The following is a 21,117-nucleotide window of genomic DNA, read 5'->3' on the forward strand; positions in this document are numbered from 1 at the left end:
GGTTTTTTATTGCATTAATTCGTATACTTCTTTCATAAAAATAGCTTCGTCAATTGCTGCTTTGCACAATTCAAATTCTTCTTCAGCAAAAGCAAAGCTAATGTCATCGTGAGGTGTATGAAGGATTATTCTTTCTTCTCCACCAGGAAATGGAAGACACCTGTCTTCAAAAGAAAGGCTATGGAGCACTTCTTTAAAAGATATAAATCCCTCCTCTGTAAAACTCAACATCAGGTTGTCATGCCAGATGTAAAATGTTTTGCAGCCTATACAGTTACTAATTGTCGTTTGTCCTTTTTGACTTAATATTTTGTTTATACACATCGCAATTATTTTTTTTCATTAGATGATTATCGCAAGATTTGATTCGGCCATAAATATAGTGTCTATTATTTATATTCATTCTAAATAACTGAGAAAAAATTATTTTATCTCAGTTATTTAGCTCCTATGTAGTTCTGAGGCATTATGTTACAGCTTTATACTTATCTTTGCGCGAATGCCATATTTTAAAAAACTGCTTGATCTTCTAAAAACGGAACGTGAGGAAGATTTACAAAGCTATATCAAACAGAAAGAAACACTTTCAGTCGCAGAACGTAGAGCGAATGGTTTAACCTGGTATCCCATTGCAATCCGCGGCTCAGAAATGAGTAGGGGAGATTATTTAACTGTTGAAGTAGAACGGACAACTCATCAGGATTTACCACATCAGTTAAGATTTGGTATGCCTGCGGTATTATTTTCGAATCATGATCCCAAAAATGATAGGGTCGAAGGGGTAATTGCTTATCAGGGAGGTAGCAGTTTAAAAATTACTTTACGTACAGATGAATTGCCTGATTGGGCAAGAGATGGTAAATTAGGTATTGATGTCCTTTTTGATGATCATAGTTATGATGAAATGCAGGGAGCGGTTAAACGTGCTGCTAATCGGAATGAGCAGGGCGAAGATCATGATTTGATTAAAGTGCTGACAGGTGCGGGTACACCTTATTTTGCAGATGATATTTTTCATTATCCGATTCCTAAATTGAATGAGGTTCAGCAGCTTGCAGTAAATCGTATTGTTGCTGCACAGCATCTGGCTATTGTTCATGGCCCACCGGGGACAGGCAAAACTACCACACTGGTACAGGCCATCAAGGCATTAATTAAGCAGTATGGGAAGCAGATTTTAGTGGTTGCACCAAGTAATACTGCGGTCGACCTTTTAAGCGAAAAGCTGGCTGATGAGGGAATGAATGTTTTGCGTATCGGTAATCCTGCAAGGGTATCTGAAAAGCTGTTTTCTTTAACTTTAGATAGTAAGATGGCCGTTCATAACAGCATCAAAGAGGTTAAGGAGTTGAAAAAACAAGCTGCAGAGTATAAAAATATGGCTCATAAGTACAAAAGGAATTTTGGAAGAGCAGAGAAGGAGCAGCGAAAAGCACTTTTCGACGAAGCGCATAAGATCATGAAATCTGTTGCAAACACGGAACAGTATATTGTAGAGGATCTGATAGATAAAGCACAGGTAATTACGGCAACTTTAGTGGGTGCAAGTCATTATACGATTAAAGACCGAAAGTTTGATACAGTTGTAATTGATGAGGCCGGACAGGCTTTAGAACCGGCGTGCTGGATACCCATATTGAAAGCGCAGAAAGTGATATTAGCTGGAGATCATTGTCAATTATCCCCAACTATAAAGTCTAACGAAGCTGCAAAAGCAGGTTTAAGCACTACTTTATTGGAAAAGTGCGTGGCTTTGCATCCTCAGGCTGTAGTTTTACTGGAAGAACAATACAGAATGCATGCACAAATTATGGGTTATTCTTCTGATGTGTTTTACAGTGGGAAATTAAAAGCGCATGAATCTGTAGCTGCTCATCTGTTATTTCCAGAAGATACCGCGTTGAACTTTGTGGATACTGCGGGTTGCGGTTTTGAAGAACAAACTGAAGGAACAAGTACATATAATACTGAAGAGGCTGCATTCTTATTGAAACACTTGGCGCAATTGGTAGTACAACTGAATAGTGTTTATACCATTGAGAATTTTCCTAGTATAGCACTGATTTCGCCTTACAAGCAACAGATACAGGTAATGAAAGACTTGCTGCTCAACCATCCCGTTTTACAGCCTTATCATGGAAAAATATCTGTGAATACGATCGATAGTTTTCAAGGACAGGAAAGAGATATTGTTTATATCGGAATGACAAGAAGTAATGCTGATGGTGTGATCGGATTCTTATCTGATATCCGCAGGATGAATGTGGCCATGACCCGTGCAAGAAAAAAGTTGGTGGTGATCGGAGATAGTGCAACTTTATCCAGACTCCCTTTTTATGCTGATTTTATTACTTATACTGAAAAGATTGATGCATATAAAAGTGCATGGGAATTTGCTGATCTAGATTGATTTAATGACGATTAATCTTTATCAGATTGATCGCCACTTCCATGTTTTTCTGAATAGTCTCTGGCGTTTTCATCCGCTAATGTATTACCTTCCTTTTCACTTTCCAGATTTTGATCTAAACGATCGTTCCATTTGTCTAAGGCATCTGGATGGGGATGTTTCTTAATAAGGTTAACGTTAACTTTTTTTGTTTTTGATTTCGGATGTTTCATTTGAAGGGAAATTAAAAGCTTTACTATTATTAAACGTTATAGTGATACAATAGGTTTTAAAAAAATTATTACCTTTCCAGACCTGTGCGTATGACAGGTTTTATTTGATGTAAAGAACGTTGCTTATGAAAAAGTGTTTAACCTTCATTCTTGTTATTTGTAGTTCAATTGTTTTTGCACAGGAAAAATATTGGCAACAACAGGTAAAGTATAATATTGATGTAACTTTAAATGACCAGGATAAATCTTTAAAAGGTTTTGAAAAGATAGTTTATAAAAATAACTCGCCATCAAGTCTCAACTTCATCTGGTTTCATATCTGGCCAAATGCTTATAAGAATGAAAATACTGCCTTGTTTCATCAGTTAAAAAATGATACAGCAAGGGCGAAGAAGATGGAGAAATATACTTATGGTAGTATAGATGGATTGAACTTTAAAGTAAACGGGAAAGTAGCAAAGACAGAAGCTCATCCTAATCCTCAATATATAGATGTCATTAAACTGAATTTGTCTACACCATTGAAATCTGGAGATTCTGTAACGATTACTACTGATTTTAATGTGAAGTTACCTTCTTATTTCTCCAGATCTGGTTTTGCTCAAGGTGAATTTATGGTATGTCAATGGTATCCAAAACCTGCAGTTTTTGATAAAAATGGCTGGCATGAATTCCCATATTTAGATATGGGTGAGTACTATAGTGATTATGCTTCATTTAATGTGAATATTACCGTTCCTACGAGTTATGTGGTTGGTGCTACAGGTGTTTTGCAAAATACGGATGAACTGGCAATGTATAAAAGTATTGGTACAAAAAATGTTGCTGACAGGAAAGCAAAGCCTGTTTTGTATACTCCAAAAATTAAAACAGGCATGAAGAAATTGAATTATAAGATCGATAACGTGCCAGATTTTGCATGGTTTGCAGATAAGGGGTTTGTAATTCAGTATGATACTTTAAAACTGGAATCAGGAAAGGTTGTAGATGCATTTACTTATTACCATGATAGTGACAGTACTTTATGGAATTATAGTATTGATTATACGAAAGATGCAGTGAAAAAATATAGTAAATGGATTGGAGAGTATGAATATCCTGTAGTTCAGGTAGTGGAAGGGCCTAAAAATGAATCGAGTGGTGGAATGGAATATCCTACAATTACACTGATTACAAGCCCGGGAGCAAAGAAGGAATTTCTTGATGGTGTAATTACACATGAGGTAGGGCATAATTGGTTTATGAGTATGCTGGGTAGTAATGAGCGTCAATATGCCTGGTTAGACGAAGGTTTGAATACGTTTTTTCAGTTTAGATATGAGGCCGAGAAATACAGGGCTAACTCTGTTTTTGGAGACATTCCTATCGAAGTCCAGGCATTGCCAGCCAAAGAGTTCTTATCTTCTATTTATGGAGCATTAAGTGGGATTCCTATGAAATCTGCAATTGATGTTCCATCGGAAAAATTTGCTTCATCTGATGATTATAGTACCGCTTCTTATCTTAAGCCAGCATTATGGTTGTATATTTTGGAAAATTCAGTTGGAAGAGAGAAAATGGACAATGCTTTTCAGTTGTATTTTAAGCAATGGAAAGGAAAACATCCTCAACCTGAAGATTTCAAAGCTTCATTAGAACAGTCGCTCGGTATTAACCTGACTAAATATTTTGAATTATTGAAGAAAGAAGGTAAGTTTGAGTAAGGGAAAATCTGCCTCTCAAATTTGAACCATTTTTTTGAATCAAAACCGGGCTTGCATGGAGCTAGTATCGGGCTTCGTGGTTATACCGAATTTAAGAGGGACCTCCTTGCTCTCTCCTTCTGCTTTGTTCGGGAAAAATCAAATAAAATTAATTGTAAATAAGAGCAATAGTAGAGCTGTTCATAGCTTGACTATTCAGTTCATTTCAAATCCCATAAAAATCTCTTTTTTGGGATAATTTTATGACTTATTATACTACCGCTGATTTAAAGAATATGGGTACTTTTGCACACATATTTATACGAGTAGAATGAAATTAGCAATTAATGGTTTTGGAAGAATTGGACGTATTTTTTTGCGTACTGCTCTTGAGCGAAATATCAATGTTGTAGCCATAAATGATTTAGGTGATCCTGAAACATTGGCTCATCTTTTTAAATACGATAGTATACACCGTGGATTTAAAGGGACTGTTAAACATGAAGATGGAGCTTTAATCATTAATGGAAAGAAAATTTATGTTTATAACAAGGTTAAGCCGGAGGATTTGCCATGGGCAAGCTTAGGAATTGATCTTGTGGTAGAATCAACAGGTAAGTTTACCAGTCGTTCTGGAGCCGAACTTCATTTAAAAGCAGGAGCAAAACAAGTGCTGATTTCGGCACCATCAGCAGATAAAGATATACCCATGTTTGTGTTGGGGGTAAATGATAATGAAGTTGATTTAAAAGCTTCAATACTTTCAAATGCTTCCTGTACTACAAATAATGTGGCTCCAATGGTTAAGATTTTAGATGATAATTGGGGAATAAGAGATGGGTATATTACTACTGTACACTCAATGACTGGCGATCAAAGCCTGCATGATTCACCACATAAAGATTTGAGAAGGGCCAGAGCAGCATCAGCGTCTATTATTCCTACAAGTACTGGTGCAGCAAAAGCAATTACAAATATTTTTCCTCATTTAGAGGGTAAACTTGGAGGAGCTGGAATAAGAGTCCCTGTGTTGAATGGCTCCTTGACGGATTTTACCTGTATTTTAAAGTCGAAGACGACTAAAGAAGAAATCAATGCAGCATTTAAAAGAGCTGCTGAGCATGAAATGAAAACGATAGTGGAGTATACGGAAGATGCAATTGTATCGGTAGATATTTTAGATAATCCGCATTCCTGTGTATTTGATGCACAGCTGACTTCTATTGTTGGTGATCTTGTTAAAGTTGTTGGCTGGTATGATAATGAATCAGGATATTCTACAAGGTTGGTTGATCTTGTGCAAAGAATCGCTAAAAATTATAATTAAATAAACAGATTTTGAGTTTTTTAGGAAGGGCTAGAGGGCTTAACTTATAAAATTTGTAATTAATGAGTTGAGATCGGCTAATGCTTCTTATATTTGGTGTCACACGCGGAGATGCAGGGAATAAATAGGTCCGCATTTTGATATGATCCAATCATTTCGTAAACAACCGCAAACCAAACCTTAATAATAAAAGATAAAATTAAAAATGAGAACAATCGATCAATGCAATTTCAAAGATAAGAAGGCTCTGGTAAGGGTAGATTTTAACGTCCCTTTGGATAAGGAATTTAACATTACTGATGATAAAAGAATGCGTGCAGCATTGCCTACCATCAATAAAATATTGAACGATGGCGGATCTGTGATCCTAATGTCTCATTTGGGGCGTCCAAAAGGTGGGCCGGAAGATAAATATTCATTGAAACATATATTAGGCGATCTTTCGAGAATGCTTGATCTGGAAGTTAAGTTTGCTGACGATTGTGTTGGTACTGTAGCTACAGAAAAAGCTAAAAACCTGGTTCCAGGTCAAGTTTTGCTTTTAGAAAATCTTCGTTTTTACAAGGAAGAGGAAAAAGGTGATCGAGACTTTGCTGAGAAATTAGCAAAATTGGGTAATGTATATGTGAATGATGCTTTTGGTACGGCACATCGTGCACATGCTTCAACAGCTATTGTTGCTGAATTTTTCCCTACAGAGAAGTATTTTGGTTATTTAATGGCTGAAGAGTTGAAAAATGCAGAAAAAGTAAATCATGGAGCTGAGAAACCTTTTACTGCAATTATGGGCGGTGCTAAAGTGTCTGATAAGATTTTGTTGATCGAAAGTTTACTTGAAAAAGTAGATAATTTGATTATTGGTGGTGGTATGGCATATACTTTCGCTAAAGCTGCTGGTGGTGAGATTGGTACATCTTTATTAGAGGAAGATAGAATGGCTTTGTGTCTGGAGCTGGTAGAAAAAGCAAAAGCAAAAGGCGTGAATTTATACTTGCCTTTAGATACTGTGATTGCTGATAAGTTTGATAATGAGGCTAGTAAAGGTACTGTAGATTCGGGTCAGATTCCAGCAGATTGGATGGGATTGGATATTGGTCCTAAAACTGTTGAGTTGTTTTCAAAAGTGATCGCCAATTCTAAAACTTTATTATGGAACGGACCGATGGGTGTTTTTGAAATGGCTAATTTTGAGCAAGGAACGCGTGCAGTGGCAGATGCGGTTGTAGCTGCAACACAAAATAATGGTGCATTTTCACTAATTGGTGGTGGAGATTCAGCTGCGGCAATTGCAAAATTCAATTTAGAAGATAAAGTGAGCTATGTTTCTACTGGTGGTGGAGCATTGCTAGAATATATGGAAGGAAAAGAATTGCCTGGTGTTAAGGCAATTAATGATTAATAATAGAAATTATTTTTAAAACAGGCGTTTCGTTTTTGCGAAACGCCTGTTTTTGTTTACCACCTTATTTTCTGCGTTTTTGATGCCTTAAAGGCAGAAATGTGCTGGTAAAAATTATGTTGATAATTTTTTGTGGTAGAATGTGGTAAAAAGTGGTAGAAATATCTATTTTTACACTACATAAAAAGTGTACACATAGAAATGGTTCAACTGTTAGGAGAATTTGATTGTAAATTGGATGCGAAAGGCCGCTTGATGGTGCCTTCCGGTCTCAAAAAGCAATTGCCTAATGTTGAGGGTGAGGGACTTGTGATTAACCGTGGCTTTGAGAAGCATTTAGTGCTTTATCCAAAAAAAGTATGGGAAGGCATGGTTGAAGAGATGAGTAAGTTGAACCAATACGAACCAAAAACCAGAGAGTTTATTAGATATTTTACCCGTGGCGCGACGCTTTTGTCGCTCGATGCTACTGGAAGAGTGAATTTACCGAAGTCTTTATTGGAGTCGGTAGGTATAGAAATTAGTGACGAACTTGTTTTAGCTTGTCAATTTGACAAGATTGAAATTTGGTCCAAAAAAGCTTATGAAGCTTTGTTTGATACTGAGCCAGAGAATTTCGCTTTCCTTGCTCAGGAAGTAATGGGAAATAAAAACAGGGGGGAAGATGGAAAATAATTATCATGTTCCTGTATTGTTAAAAGAGTGTATTGATGGGTTGAATATCAAACCGGACGGAGTGTATGTGGATGTGACTTTTGGAGGTGGTGGACATTCCAGGGAAATACTTAAGAATTTAGGTAAAGATGGTGTGTTGATTGCTTTTGATCAGGATCCTGATGCGCAAAGAAATAAAATTGAAGATCCGCGTTTCCATTTTGTTGATCAGAACTTTGCTTTCCTTAAAAATAACCTTCGTTTATTGGGTTTTAAAACTGTAGATGGTATTCTTGCTGATCTGGGTGTTTCTTCACACCAGTTTAACGAGCCTGAAAGAGGTTTTTCAACTCGCTTTGATGCAGCGCTGGATATGCGTATGGATAAACAAGGTAAGCTGACAGCGGCTGATGTTTTGAATACGTATACGGAAGATCAATTGCATAAAATTTTTGGTATTTACGGTGAGGTTAAAAATGCAAAATCTTTAGCAAGGGTAATTGTAACAGGACGTGTAGAACGACCAGTTTTAACATTGGCTGACTTTAAAGCTGTAGCTGCTGCTCATATTCCTAAAGGTAAAGAGCATAAATATATGGCGCAGGTTTTTCAAGCCTTGCGTATTGAAGTAAATGCTGAGATGAAGGTTCTGGAGGATTTTTTAGTTCAGACCGCTGATGTTTTAAAGCAGGGTGGTCGGCTAGTGGTCATGTCATACCATTCATTAGAAGATAGACCTGTTAAGAATTTTATAGCAAAGGGAAAGTTTAGGGGGGAAGTCGATAAGGATTTTTTTGGTAATGAACAGAAACCATTTAAAGCTGTAACAAGAAAAGCTATAGTGGCGGATGAACTTGAACTGGAAAGGAATAGCCGCTCTAGGAGTGCAAAATTAAGAGTGGGGGAAAGGTTATGAGCAATAGGTTTAGGGAGCATCTTGATGAAGAACCGGAATTAGAGGAAGAGATAGAGATTAAGGTTAAGCCTCAGCCTAAACGCAAAGACACTGAAAGTAGTAATGCTTTTTTTAAAAAGCTGTTTACTGAAGGTGTAGTGAGTAAAGAGTCGGCAACGGAGATGTTGCCATTTTTGATATTTATTTCGGTTTTATGTATGCTTTACATAGCCAATAGCCATATGGCTATTAAGAATATCAGAAGCATTGACAAATTGAATAAAGAAGTAAAAGAGCTGAGTTGGGAATATAAGTCGCTGAAAGCTGATCTCATGTTTAAGAGTAAGCTGACAGAAGTAGCGAAAAAAGTAGATACGTTAGGAATTAAAGAATTAACTGAGCCACCTAAAAAAATTGTAATAAACAGTAATGAATATTAGAGATAACATATTATTGCGTGTTTATCTGTCTTTCGGACTGATTGTACTGCTTGCCGTGGCGGTATTGGTCAGACTATGCGATGTACAGTTTGTGGAGGGACATAAGTGGCGTGCCATGGCCGATAGTCTCTCTACAAAGTATGTCAATATTGATGCTGCAAGAGGAAATATCTATTCTGTAGATGGAAGTTTGCTGGCTACCTCTATCCCTGAATACGAATTGCGTATGGATATGTATGCTGGTGGGATACAGGATAAAGATATTTTTGACTCGAAGGTAGATTCTCTGGCAATGAAGTTGTCGCAGTTTTTTAAAGATAAAACACCTAAAGAGTATTCTCGTTACCTGCGCAATGCACGTAGGGATAGTATTCGTTATTTATTGATTAAACGTAAAGTTGGTTATCAGGAACTGAAAACAATCAGAACTTTTCCTTTATATAATATAGGAAAGTATACAGGTGGGCTTATTGCTGTTCAGCAAAATAAGAGGATCAGGCCTTTTAAATTCTTAGCTGCCAGAACTATTGGTTATAAGAATGAGAATGTAGATAATGGTGTGGGTTTGGAAGGTGCTTATGGTGATTATATTAATGGTGAGCGTGGTAAAAGATTAGTGCAGAGAATTTCTGGTGGGGTTTGGATGCCGGTTAATGATGAGGCTGAGGTTGCACCTAAAGAGGGAGCAGATATCATATCAACTATTGATATAAATATGCAGGATCTTGCGCAGAGTGCATTGGAAAAACAATTAAAAATTAGCGATGCTGATCATGGGACGGTGATTTTGATGGAGGTGAATACTGGAGAGGTTAGGGCTGTTGCTAATTATACCAGAGTGAGCAAAGGTATATATGAAGAGAAATTTAATTATGCGATAGGAGGTAGTCAGGATCCTGGCTCTACTTTTAAATTGGCCTCGTATATGGCCTTGTTAGAGGATAAGAAAGTAGATACTAATACTTTGGTAGCTACAGGGGATGGGACTTACCGGATTCCGTCACATACTATTCGAGATTCTCATGGAGGGATAGGTACAGTTACTGTAATGAAAGCATTTGAGCAATCGGCAAATACAGCGATTGCTAAATTGGTTAATCAGCATTATCAGGATAATCCTTCCCGGTTTACAGATCATTTATATGATATTCATATGAATGAGCGACTGGGTTTACAGATTCCGGGTGAAACTAAGCCTGTAATAAAAAATCCAAAGTCAAAAACCTGGAACAAGAATATGACTTTGCCGCAAATGGCTTATGGTTATGAAATGCAGATTACACCATTGCAGATACTGGCATTTTATAATGCTGTTGCCAATAATGGTAAATACATCGCACCAATTTTTGTTAAGGAGATCAGACGTTTGGGTAATCCGATTGAACAGTTTCAGGCCAGAGTAATTTCTGAGGAGATTTGTTCTCCTGAAACAGTTAGAAAGTTACAAGCTATGCTTGAAAATGTGGTTACACAAGGCACTGGTAAACTAATGGGGTCGCCATTGTATAGGGTTGCGGGTAAGACAGGTACTGCGCAAGTTGCAGATGCAAACAGGGGGTATAAGGGGAAACGTAGTTACCAAGCTTCTTTCTGTGGTTATTTTCCTGCAGATAAGCCTAAGTACTCTATCATGGTGTCTATCAACGGTCCGAAAAATGGTTATTACGGTTCAACAGTAGCCGGGCCGGTGTTTAAAGAGATTGCAGATCGTATTTATGCAAGTGATATGGAAATGTACAACAACATTCCTGAACATTTTGTAGGAAATACAGTTAAGCCGGAAGCTAAAGCTGGTCATAGTAAGGCTGTTAAAAGAGTGTATAATGCTTTAGGTATTAAAGCTTTGTATGCTGCTAAGTCTGACTACTTTAACAGTGTGGATACCAGCAATGGTATTGTGTATGAAGAATATAATGTAGTAAAAGGAGTGATGCCTGACGTGAGTGGAATGGGGTTAAAAGATGCTTTATATCTTTTAGGAAATGCGGGTTTGAAAGCCAAGGTAAAAGGCAGTGGAAGAGTTGTAACTCAATCTATTGCTGCCGGAAGTAAAATAGGAAAAGGATTATCAGTACAAATAGATTTACAATAAGATGCAGCTGCAGGATGTTTTATATGGAATTACAATAACTAACCTGATTGGAAAAACCAACAGGGAAGTTGGTGTTTTGACTTTCGATTCAAGGCAGGTGACTAGTGATGCTGTATTTTTTGCAATCAAAGGTACTGTGTCGGATGGTCATGCGTATATAAATAGCGTACTTGAAAAGGGTGTTTCGGTAATTGTTTGTGAACAAGTCCCTCAAGAAACTGTAGAGGGTGTGACCTATATTCAGGTAGCGGATAGTTCGGTTGCTTTGGGTAAAATGGCAGCCAATTTTTATGGCAACCCTTCTTCTAATTTGCAATTGGTCGGAATTACAGGGACGAATGGCAAAACTACAATTGCAACTTTGCTTTTCAAATTGTTCAGAGAGCTTGGGTACAAGGTTGGTTTAATTTCGACAGTTGATAATCATATCAATGACCAGATTATTCCTGCGACTCATACAACCCCAAATCCAATTGCATTGAATGCATTGTTGCAAGATATGGTAAATGCCGGCTGTGATTATTGCTTTATGGAAGTAAGTTCACATGCGGTAGTGCAACATAGAATTGAGGGTTTAAACTTTGCTGGTGGTGTATTCTCAAATATTACACATGACCATCTGGATTTTCATAAAACATTTGATAATTATATCAAAGCTAAGAAAGCATTTTTTGATGGATTAGGTTCATCTTCTTTTGCTTTAACCAATCTTGATGATAAGAATGGTATGGTGATGCTGCAGAATACGAAAGCCGTTAAGAAGACTTATGCTTTAAAGCAAATGGCCGATTTTAAGGCTAGAATAGTAGAAAATAGTTTTAATGGATTGCATTTAGATATTGATCACACAGAGGTTTTCTTTAAACTGGTAGGTTCATTTAATGCGTATAATTTATTGGCGGTTTATGGTACAGCTATGTTGCTTGATCAGGACCAGTTGACGGTGCTGACTACATTGAGTAATCTAACAGGTGCCGAAGGTAGGTTTGATTACATAGTTTCAAATGGCATTATTGGTATAGTTGATTATGCACATACACCCGATGCAGTTCAGAATGTGCTGAGCACGATTCAGGATATCAGGAAGGGAACAGAGCAGGTGATTACCATTATTGGTTGTGGTGGAGACCGTGATAAAACAAAACGCCCGATTATGGCACAGGTGGCTTGTGATTGGAGCGATAAGGTAATTCTGACTTCAGATAATCCGAGGACAGAAAATCCGCAAACGATAGTAGCAGAAATGGAAGTAGGAGTTTCTCCGACAAACAGACGTAAAACATTGAGTATAGTAGATAGAAGGGAAGCGATTAAAACAGCATGTCATTTGGCTAAACCAGGTGATATTATTTTACTTGCTGGTAAAGGGCACGAAAAATATCAGGAAATAAATGGAGTGAGACATCATTTTGATGATAAGGAAGTATTAATGGAACAATTAAACTTGATCGGCTAATGTTATATTACTTATTTGAATATCTGAATCAGCATTATGATTTCCCTGGATTGAGGTTGTTTCAATACATCACTTTCCGTACCTCATTGGCTATTATTATTTCTCTGATCATTACTACTGTTTATGGTAGGAGAATTATCAATTATCTGCATAGAATGCAAGTTGGGGAAACAGTACGTAATCTTGGACTTGAAGGTCAGATGCAAAAACAAGGTACCCCGACTATGGGTGGTATTATGATTTTATTAGGTATTCTGGTGCCTACATTATTGCTGGCTAACCTGACCAATATTTATGTAATTCTTATGATTGTAACTACCATTTGGATGGGAGTAATCGGTTTTGTGGATGATTATATTAAAGTCTTTAGAAAAAATAAAGAGGGTTTAGCTGGCCGGTTTAAAATAGTTGGGCAAGTTGGATTGGCGCTGATTATTGGTTGGACCATGTATTTTAATCCAAATATTGTGGTTAGACAGACAGTTGATGAAGCAAGTGTTTCTAAAGCGACAACAGCTCCAATGGTATTAAGACAGAAAGGTGAGAGTTTCTATTATACACAGGATGTAAAGTCGACCCTGACTAATGTTCCTTTTTATAAAAATAATGAGTTTGATTATGCTAAGGTTCTGAAGTTTTTAGGTCCTGGTTATGAAAAATATGCAGTTTTTGTATTTCTGATTTTTGTGGTCATAATTGTTACTGCGGTTTCTAATGGAGCAAATATTACAGATGGTATTGATGGCCTCGCAACGGGCACCTCTGCTATTATTGGAATTACACTGGGCTTGCTTGCTTATGTTTCTGGTAACACTGTCATCGCAGATTACCTTAATATTATGTATATCCCCAATTCAGGTGAGCTGATGATATTTGCTGGGGCTTTTGTTGGGGCCTGTGTCGGCTTTTTATGGTACAATTCTTATCCTGCCCAGGTTTTTATGGGAGATACAGGAAGTTTGGCTATTGGGGGTATTATTGCAGCGTTTGCCATCATGATCAGAAAAGAGCTTTTGATCCCAGTATTATGTGGTGTATTCCTGATCGAGAATTTATCTGTGATCATGCAGGTGACTTACTTTAAATATACCAAAAAGCGTTATGGTGAGGGTAAGAGGGTTTTCCTAATGGCTCCATTGCATCACCATTATCAGAAGAAAGGCTACCATGAGGCTAAAATTGTAACGAGGTTTTGGATTATCAGCATTTTACTGGCAATCATAACCATTATCACTTTAAAATTAAGGTAATGGAAAAACAGAGGATAGTAATTTTAGGAGGTGGAGAAAGTGGTGTTGGTGCTGCTATATTGGCGCAAAAGGAAGGTTTTGACGTTTTTTTGTCTGATTTCGGTATAATATCATCACAGTACAAGAAGAAATTACAGGAGCTGAATATTATTTTCGAAGAACAGCAACATACGCAGGAAGAGATTTTTAAAGCAGTAGAAGTGATTAAGAGTCCAGGTATCCCTGATACGGCTGCTATCATTGTGGCGATTAAAGCAAAGAAAATTCCAGTAGTATCTGAAATTGAATTTGCAAAACGCTATACCAACGCGAAAACCATTTGTATTACGGGATCAAATGGTAAAACCACGACCACGATGCTGACCTATCATATTTTAAAGAGCGCAGGGTTAAATGTTGGTTTAGCGGGTAATATAGGGCATAGTTTTGCTGCGCAGGTTGCAACTGAAAATTTCGATTGGTACGTGTTAGAGATTTCCAGTTTTATGCTGGACGACATGTACAGTTTTAAAGCAGATGTAGCTGTTTTATTAAATATTACACCCGATCATTTGGATCGGTACGATTATAAACTTGGGAATTATGCTGCATCAAAAATGCGTATCACCCAGAACCAGGGCAGTGATGATGTTTTTATCTATTGTGCTGATGATGAAGAGACTATAAAAGCATTGAGAAATGCTAAGATCAAATCAAAAATGTATCCATTTTCAATCAGGAAGAAGATTGAAAGCGGAGCGTACTTAGAGAGCAACAACATACACATCAATATAAACCTAAACGATCCATTAACCATGTCTATTACAGAATTAGCCCTACAGGGAAAGCACAATATTTATAACTCTATGGCATCGGGCATAGTAGCTAAGGTATTAGATATAAGAAATATGTCGATACGTGAAAGTATGGGCGATTTTAAAAATATTGAGCATAGGTTGGAGCATGTAGCCAAAATTTCTGGCGTAGATTATATCAACGATTCGAAAGCAACAAATGTGAATTCGACCTGGTATGCGCTGGAAAGTGTTGGGGCTGATGTGATCTTAATTATGGGGGGTGTTGACAAAGGCAATGATTATGAAATGCTGAAAGAGATGGTTCGGCAGAAAGTTAAGGCTATTATATGTTTAGGTAAGGATAATAAGCGTATTCATGATGCTTTTGAGGATGATGTAGAAATTATTGTAAATACGTTTTCTGCTCATGAGGCTGTTCAGGTTGCCTATCATTTAGCTAAAAAAGGTAATACGGTATTGTTGTCGCCCGCTTGTGCAAGTTTTGATTTATTTAAAAATTATGAAGACCGCGGTAACCAGTTTAAGGCTGCTGTGAAAGAATTATAGATTATGGTTGCGATAAATAATCTTCTTGATAAAACAAAAGGTGATCGCTGGATTTGGCTGATCATTATACTTTTGTCGTTGATCTCTATACTGACTGTATATAGTGCTACGGGGACTATTGCCTATAATAAAGGGATAGCTGTTGAGAAATATTTATTGTTCAAACACGTGATTTTCGTTGTTTTGGGTATTGGTATGATTTATATAGCCCATTTATTGGATTATAAATACTATGCTGGTATTTCCAAGATATTAATGATCATAACGATTCCATTGTTATTCTATACTTTGATTTTTGGTTCACATATTAACGATGCTTCGCGTTGGGTTAAGATTCCGGGAATTGGACTTACTTTTCAAACATCCGATTTGGCTAAACTGGCTTTGATTACTTTTCTGGCTCGTATGTTGACCAAGAAGCAGGAAAATATTAAGGATGTAAAAAATGCATTTATTCCAATTATCAGTTCAGTATGTGCTGTAACCTTATTAATTGCAATTGCAAATATGTCGACCGCTTTAATGTTGTTTGGTGTGAGTATCTTATTGTTAATTATAGGTCGTATCAGTATCAAACAGATTGCCATCGTTAGTGTTGCTGGAGGTGTTTTGCTGGGGACGGTTATGATGGTTGGACCAAGGGGTGAGACATACCGTTCAAGGATTAAAACTTATTTGAATCCTGAGTTGGTTAACTCGGATAAATCTTATCAGGCTGATCAATCTAAGATTGCTTTAGCATCAGGAGGTTTTTTTGGTAAAGGGCCAGGAAATAGTACACAGAAGTACTTTCTGCCGCACCCTTATTCAGACTTTATCTTCGCAATTATTGTCGAAGAGTATGGTTTGTTTGGGGCTATGACGATGGTTGTATTATATCTGGTACTGCTTTATCGATGTGTACGAATTGTAACACGAAGTCCGAAAGCCTTCGGAGCCTTGCTGGCAGCAGGACTTAGTTTTAGTTTAACTATTCAGGCTTTTGCAAATATGGCTGTTGCAGTAGGATTAGGGCCTGTTACGGGGGTGCCATTACCACTTGTGAGTATGGGTGGAACTTCAATTTTGTTTACTAGTATCGCTTTTGGCATTATTCTAAGTGTAAGTAAAGATGTTGAAGAGCATGTAAAAGGTAAGAAGGTAGTGGTGGGAGAGATTCCGGTTATGGATTAAAGATAATATAATGAGAGCGACAAGGATAATAATTTCAGGAGGCGGCACTGGCGGACACATTTTTCCGGCCATATCCATTGCTAATGCGTTGAGGCGCATGGAGCCGGGCTGTGAGATTTTATTTGTTGGTGCTACCGGCCGTATGGAGATGGAAAAAGTTCCCGCGGCAGGATATAAGATAGTCGGTTTAAATATCAGCGGTATCCAAAGAGGTTCCATTGTCAAGAATTTAAGTCTGCCATTTAAACTACTTGGAAGTGTGCGTAAAGCCTTGCGGTTAATTGCTGATTTTAAACCTGATGTTGTAGTTGGAGTGGGTGGATATGCATCTGGACCTATTCTTTATGCTGCGTCATCTAAAAATATACCTTACCTGATACAAGAGCAAAATTCCTATGCAGGAATTACCAATAAGTGGCTTGGGAAAAATGCTTCTAAAGTTTGTGTTGCTTTTGACGGTATGGAACAATTTTTTCCAGCAGATCGCATATTGAAAACTGGGAATCCGGTACGTAAGGATGTGGTCGATGTCTTAAATAAACATCATGCAGGAGCAGAATTATTGAAACTTGATCCACTCAAGAAAACAATATTAGTAACTGGTGGAAGTTTAGGGGCTGGAACTTTAAATAAAAGTATCGAAAAACATATTCTTGATTTTATTGATGCTGATGTACAATTAATCTGGCAAACTGGTAAGTTTTATTACAAGGGTATAATTGAGCGGTTAGGACTTGATTTTAATCCTAATATTAGGATTCTTGAATTTTTAAATAAGATGGATTTGGCCTATGCAGCAGCAGATCTGATTATCTCAAGGGCAGGCGCTGGTACTATTGCTGAATTATGCTTGATTAAAAAGCCGGTAATTCTGGTGCCTTCTCCAAATGTGGCAGAAGATCATCAGACTAAAAATGCTTTAGCGTTGGTTAAGAATAATGCCGCTTTGATGATTACAGACAGTTCAGCTGAAGATACTTTAGTTAAAGAGGCTTTGAGTCTGCTGAATGATAAAGATAAAAGTAAAATCTATGCTGATAATATAGGTAAGATGGCTTTGCCGGATGCTGATGATATGATAGCTGACCAGGTAATGTTACTTGCAAGGAAGGGAGGGCTTGATTGATGGAGTTGAATCATATAAAACGTGTTTATTTTGTAGGGATTGGTGGTATTGGCATGAGTGCTATTGCTCGTTATTTTGCTAAGCGTGGATGTAAGGTATGTGGTTATGATAAAACACAAACTAACCTTACCAAAGCTTTAGAACAGGAAGGAATTGCGATAGTTTATGTAGATGATATTGCCTCTATTAATGAGGGTTTTGTTGAAGATATTGCCGAATCGCTTATCGTTTATACACCTGCTATTCCTAAGGATGCTGTCATCTTAAATTATTTTAAAGACAGAGGGTTTAAGTTAAAAAAACGTTCAGAAGTTTTAGGTATCATTAGTAAGGGGCAGTTCTGTATTGCTGTTGCCGGGACACATGGTAAGACAACTACTTCATGTATTATTGCTCATTTGTTAACGCATAGTGGTTATGGTTGTACAGCCTTTTTGGGTGGCATTAGTAGCAATTATAACAGTAATTTTTTGATTGGAGATAATGATGTAGTGGTAGTGGAAGCGGATGAGTATGATCGCTCCTTTTTAACGCTTCATCCAGATATATCGGTGATTACTTCAATGGATGCTGATCACCTGGATATTTATGGAGATGCGGCTCATTTGACTGAGTCGTTCGAGTTGTTTGCAGCACAGTTAAAAGATGACGGAAAATTATTTGTAAAAGAAGGCTTGCCTTTAAACGGTATTACTTATAGTGCAAATTCAGATTCATTGTTGAAAGCTAAAAATATCCGCGTTGTAGATGGGAATTTTGTTTTTGACTTTGAGGATGGTTACGTTAAGATTAAAGATTTGAGCTTGGCTTTGCCTGGTAAGCATAATGTAGAAAATGCTGTAGCTGCAATTGGCGTTGCTTTAAGCCTGGGAATTCATCCTAAGTCGATCAAAAAAGCTATAGCCGCATTTAAAGGAGTTAAAAGAAGGTTTGAATACATAGTGAAATCTCCTGAACATATATATATAGATGATTATGCACATCATCCAGAAGAGCTTCGTGCTTGTTTTGATGCTGTGCGTCAATTATATCCGGGAAAAAAGCTGACAGTAATTTTTCAGCCACATCTGTTTACACGTACACGTGATTTTGCTGATGATTTTGCAAAAGTTTTAAGCACTGTGGACGATTTAATATTGCTGGAGATTTATCCAGCAAGAGAATTGCCGTTGACAGGTATAAATTCACAGTTTCTATTGGATAAGATTACATTGGAAACCAAAGAGATATGTGGAAAAGAATCTGTTGTAGAACATATAAAGAATAAGAACCCTGAGTTACTTTTAACAGTTGGGGCAGGAGATATAGATACATTGATACAACCACTTAAAGCCATTTTGACTTATGCTTAAAAGGATTAACTGGAGACCTGTTTTTAAGTGTTTTGCGTGGGTAATTACTCTGGCAGGCCTGGTTGTGCTGATGAGTTTTGTTAGCGAGAAGAAAAAGACCGTGGTTTGTACAAAGGTTAAAATATTAATACCGGGGGCAGATAATTTTATAGAACGGGAAGAAATTGATGCGATTTTAAAGCAGAGCCAGGGTACTCTAGTTGGGCAGAATTTGGCAGGTCTTAACTTACAGCATATTGAAAAAAGTATTATCGCAAATCCATATATAGCTTATGCTACTGTTTATGCAGATATGAATGGGGTTATACAAATTGAGGTAAAACAAAGACAGCCTGTTTTAAGATTGATCAATGCGGCGGGGCAGGATTATTACATAGATAGTGATGGGCTAAAGATGCCTGTATCACCAAATTTCACAGCTAATGTACTGGCTGCAAACGGTGATATCATGGAGCATTTTAGTGGAAAGGTGGATACATTGATTACTAAAATAGCGGTTGATCTTTATAAGGTTGCGCTTTATGTAAAGAAAGATACACTATGGGATGCGCAGATAGAGCAACTTTATGTGAATCCAGCCAAGGATATTGAAATGATACCTAGATTGGGAAATCAGCGTATAATTTTAGGTAGTGCAGATTCACTGGAAACGAAGATGAGAAACCTTAGGGTTTTTTATAAAAAAGCAATGCCGAAAGTGGGATGGAACACTTATAAAACCATCAATATTAAATACACAAACCAGATTGTTTGTGAAAAAAACAAGCTTGATTCCCTGACAGGTGAGGTGATTGGGGGAGCTGCAAAAACTGATACAAAAAATACAATTAATAAACTCAGCAAATCGATATAGTTATGGGCAAAGAAAAATCTACCGTTCAATCTCCAATAGTAGTCGGATTAGACATCGGAACTACTAAGATCTGTGTGATCGTTGGTCGCAGAACACAGCATGGAAAAATAGAAGTATTAGGAATAGGGAAAGCAGAATCTGCAGGGGTGACCCGTGGTGTGGTTTCTAATATTCAAAAAACAGTTCAGGGAATTTCACAGGCCGTTGAAGTGGCGAGCGGACAGTCAAATGTTGAAATCCGGGTTGTGAACGTAGGTATTGCCGGGCAGCATATCAAGAGTTTGCAACATAGAGGTATTTTAACCAGACGTGAGTTAAACAGCGAAATCAGTAAAAAAGATATTGATAAGTTGATTGACGATATGTTTAAACTGGTTATGCCTCCAGGGGAGGAGATTATTCATGTTCTACCGCAAGAGTTTACAATTGATAATGAACCTGGTGTGAAAGATCCTATTGGCATGGCTGGAGTACGCCTGGAGGCTAACTTCCATATTATTTCAGGTCAGGTTACGGCGGTGAAAAATATCATGAGATGCGTAACCAATGCAGGGTTACAAACTCAGGAATTGATATTAGAACCTCTGGCTTCTTCGGAATCGGTGTTGAGCGACGAAGAAAAAGAAGCAGGTATTGCGCTTGTTGATATCGGTGGTGGTACTACAGATATTGCTATTTTCCATGAAGGCATTATCCGTCATACAGCGGTAATTCCTTTTGGAGGTAATAGTGTTACAGAAGATATCCGTGAAGGCTGCTCTGTAATGAGAAACCAGGCTGAGCTATTAAAGACCCGTTTTGGCTCGGCATTGGCAGGAGAGAATAAAGAAAATGAAATTATTTGTGTTCCTGGCTTAAGAGGTAGAGAGCCTAAAGAGATTTCTGTTAAAAACCTTGCTTTTGTAATCCAGGCCCGTATGGAAGAAATCATTGAGCATGTATATTACGAAATTAAATCATCAGGATACGAGAAAAAACTGATCGGTGGAGTTGTTATTACTGGTGGTGGAGCTTTACTGAAACACTTATCGCAATTGGTAGAATATGTAACCGGTTTGGACTGCCGTGTAGGTTATCCTAACGAGCACTTGTCTAAGTATGAAGACATGGCGAAAACGGTTTACGACGATTTGAAAAGCCCAATGTATGCAACTAGTGTTGGTTTGTTAATTAAAGGTATACAGAAAGCCGAAGAACTTTTGGAGGAAATGAAACAGCCTGGTGTTTTTGTTGATAAGCCAAAAGAAGCCAAGGAAAAAGCAAAGCGTACAGGAGGTGGATTGTTTGATAAACTCCTTGCAAAGACCAAGGATTTCATCAAAGATGACATGAATGTTAGTGATGAAGATTATATAAAACCGTAATATTTATCCACAATATGCAAGTTTTCCACATTGCTAACATTTGTGGAAAACGTGTGTTGAAAAAGTGTTAATATTACATAGAGAGATGA

Annotated in this window: 18 protein-coding genes; 16 read left to right on the forward strand and 2 right to left on the reverse strand. The window is 37.5% G+C overall.

The window, feature by feature from the left end:
• Window positions 1-6: 6 nt before the first annotated feature.
• Window positions 7-324, reverse strand: a complete 318-nt coding sequence (locus tag WC623_RS14615) for a DUF6686 family protein (RefSeq protein ID WP_372852305.1) — start codon at window positions 322-324, stop codon at window positions 7-9.
• Between the two features lie 175 nt (window positions 325-499).
• Here WC623_RS14615 and WC623_RS14620 point away from each other — a divergent pair, with 175 nt between their 5' ends.
• The gene (locus tag WC623_RS14620; RefSeq protein ID WP_372852307.1) at window positions 500-2,410 is read left to right on the forward strand and encodes an AAA domain-containing protein; all 1,911 of its coding nucleotides are present in this window, start codon (window positions 500-502) and stop codon (window positions 2,408-2,410) included.
• An 11-nt stretch (window positions 2,411-2,421) separates the two neighbouring features.
• Here WC623_RS14620 and WC623_RS14625 read toward each other — a convergent pair whose 3' ends face one another.
• Window positions 2,422-2,622 (reverse strand): hypothetical protein, encoded by a 201-nt coding sequence (locus WC623_RS14625; RefSeq protein WP_372852309.1) that lies wholly within the window; start codon window positions 2,620-2,622, stop codon window positions 2,422-2,424.
• A 125-nt stretch (window positions 2,623-2,747) separates the two neighbouring features.
• Here WC623_RS14625 and WC623_RS14630 point away from each other — a divergent pair, with 125 nt between their 5' ends.
• The 15 genes from WC623_RS14630 to ftsA all read left to right on the forward strand — a co-directional run bounded on the left by WC623_RS14630 (window position 2,748) and on the right by ftsA (window position 21,028).
• Entirely contained in the window at window positions 2,748-4,325 is a 1,578-nt protein-coding gene (locus WC623_RS14630) for a M1 family metallopeptidase (protein WP_372852311.1), read from the forward strand.
• 310 nt (window positions 4,326-4,635) lie between these two features.
• Window positions 4,636-5,631: a type I glyceraldehyde-3-phosphate dehydrogenase gene (gene gap, locus WC623_RS14635; protein WP_372852313.1), complete on the forward strand. Its 996-nt coding sequence runs from the start codon at window positions 4,636-4,638 to the stop codon at window positions 5,629-5,631.
• Between the two features lie 205 nt (window positions 5,632-5,836).
• Complete coding sequence (pgk, locus tag WC623_RS14640; protein WP_372852315.1) at window positions 5,837-7,030, forward strand: phosphoglycerate kinase; 1,194 nt, start codon at window positions 5,837-5,839, stop codon at window positions 7,028-7,030.
• Window positions 7,031-7,231: 201 nt separating this feature from the next.
• Window positions 7,232-7,705, forward strand: coding sequence for a division/cell wall cluster transcriptional repressor MraZ (gene mraZ / locus WC623_RS14645; protein ID WP_372852317.1), 474 nt, complete (start codon window positions 7,232-7,234; stop codon window positions 7,703-7,705).
• Entirely contained in the window at window positions 7,695-8,600 is a 906-nt protein-coding gene (rsmH, locus tag WC623_RS14650) for a 16S rRNA (cytosine(1402)-N(4))-methyltransferase RsmH (RefSeq protein ID WP_372852319.1), read from the forward strand. Before mraZ ends, rsmH begins: the two co-directional genes overlap by 11 nt.
• On the forward strand, window positions 8,597-9,019 hold the full coding sequence (locus WC623_RS14655) for an FtsL-like putative cell division protein (protein WP_372852321.1): 423 nt from the start codon (window positions 8,597-8,599) through the stop codon (window positions 9,017-9,019). Before rsmH ends, WC623_RS14655 begins: the two co-directional genes overlap by 4 nt.
• Window positions 9,009-11,111 (forward strand): penicillin-binding protein, encoded by a 2,103-nt coding sequence (locus WC623_RS14660; protein WP_372852323.1) that lies wholly within the window; start codon window positions 9,009-9,011, stop codon window positions 11,109-11,111. Before WC623_RS14655 ends, WC623_RS14660 begins: the two co-directional genes overlap by 11 nt.
• 1 nt (window position 11,112) lies before the next feature.
• Window positions 11,113-12,567, forward strand: coding sequence for a UDP-N-acetylmuramoyl-L-alanyl-D-glutamate--2,6-diaminopimelate ligase (locus WC623_RS14665; RefSeq protein WP_372852325.1), 1,455 nt, complete (start codon window positions 11,113-11,115; stop codon window positions 12,565-12,567).
• On the forward strand, window positions 12,567-13,817 hold the full coding sequence (mraY, locus tag WC623_RS14670; protein ID WP_372852327.1) for a phospho-N-acetylmuramoyl-pentapeptide-transferase: 1,251 nt from the start codon (window positions 12,567-12,569) through the stop codon (window positions 13,815-13,817). The genes WC623_RS14665 and mraY overlap by 1 nt, the downstream gene beginning before the upstream one ends.
• Complete coding sequence (gene murD / locus WC623_RS14675; RefSeq protein ID WP_372852329.1) at window positions 13,817-15,160, forward strand: UDP-N-acetylmuramoyl-L-alanine--D-glutamate ligase; 1,344 nt, start codon at window positions 13,817-13,819, stop codon at window positions 15,158-15,160. The genes mraY and murD overlap by 1 nt, the downstream gene beginning before the upstream one ends.
• Window positions 15,161-15,163: 3 nt before the next feature.
• Window positions 15,164-16,333 carry an FtsW/RodA/SpoVE family cell cycle protein gene (locus tag WC623_RS14680; RefSeq protein ID WP_372852331.1) on the forward strand — a complete coding sequence of 390 codons (1,170 nt, stop codon included), beginning with the start codon at window positions 15,164-15,166 and terminating at the stop codon, window positions 16,331-16,333.
• A 10-nt stretch (window positions 16,334-16,343) separates the two neighbouring features.
• On the forward strand, window positions 16,344-17,459 hold the full coding sequence (gene murG, locus WC623_RS14685; RefSeq protein ID WP_372852333.1) for an undecaprenyldiphospho-muramoylpentapeptide beta-N-acetylglucosaminyltransferase: 1,116 nt from the start codon (window positions 16,344-16,346) through the stop codon (window positions 17,457-17,459).
• The gene (murC, locus tag WC623_RS14690) at window positions 17,459-18,811 is read left to right on the forward strand and encodes a UDP-N-acetylmuramate--L-alanine ligase (RefSeq protein WP_372852335.1); all 1,353 of its coding nucleotides are present in this window, start codon (window positions 17,459-17,461) and stop codon (window positions 18,809-18,811) included. The genes murG and murC overlap by 1 nt, the downstream gene beginning before the upstream one ends.
• Window positions 18,804-19,664 carry a cell division protein FtsQ/DivIB gene (locus tag WC623_RS14695; RefSeq protein WP_372852337.1) on the forward strand — a complete coding sequence of 287 codons (861 nt, stop codon included), beginning with the start codon at window positions 18,804-18,806 and terminating at the stop codon, window positions 19,662-19,664. The genes murC and WC623_RS14695 overlap by 8 nt, the downstream gene beginning before the upstream one ends.
• A gap of 2 nt (window positions 19,665-19,666) precedes the next feature.
• The gene (ftsA, locus tag WC623_RS14700) at window positions 19,667-21,028 is read left to right on the forward strand and encodes a cell division protein FtsA (RefSeq protein ID WP_372852339.1); all 1,362 of its coding nucleotides are present in this window, start codon (window positions 19,667-19,669) and stop codon (window positions 21,026-21,028) included.
• The last annotated feature ends 89 nt before the right edge of the window (window positions 21,029-21,117 follow it).

Source organism: Pedobacter sp. (assembly GCF_041645105.1).
Lineage (GTDB): Bacteria > Bacteroidota > Bacteroidia > Sphingobacteriales > Sphingobacteriaceae > Pedobacter.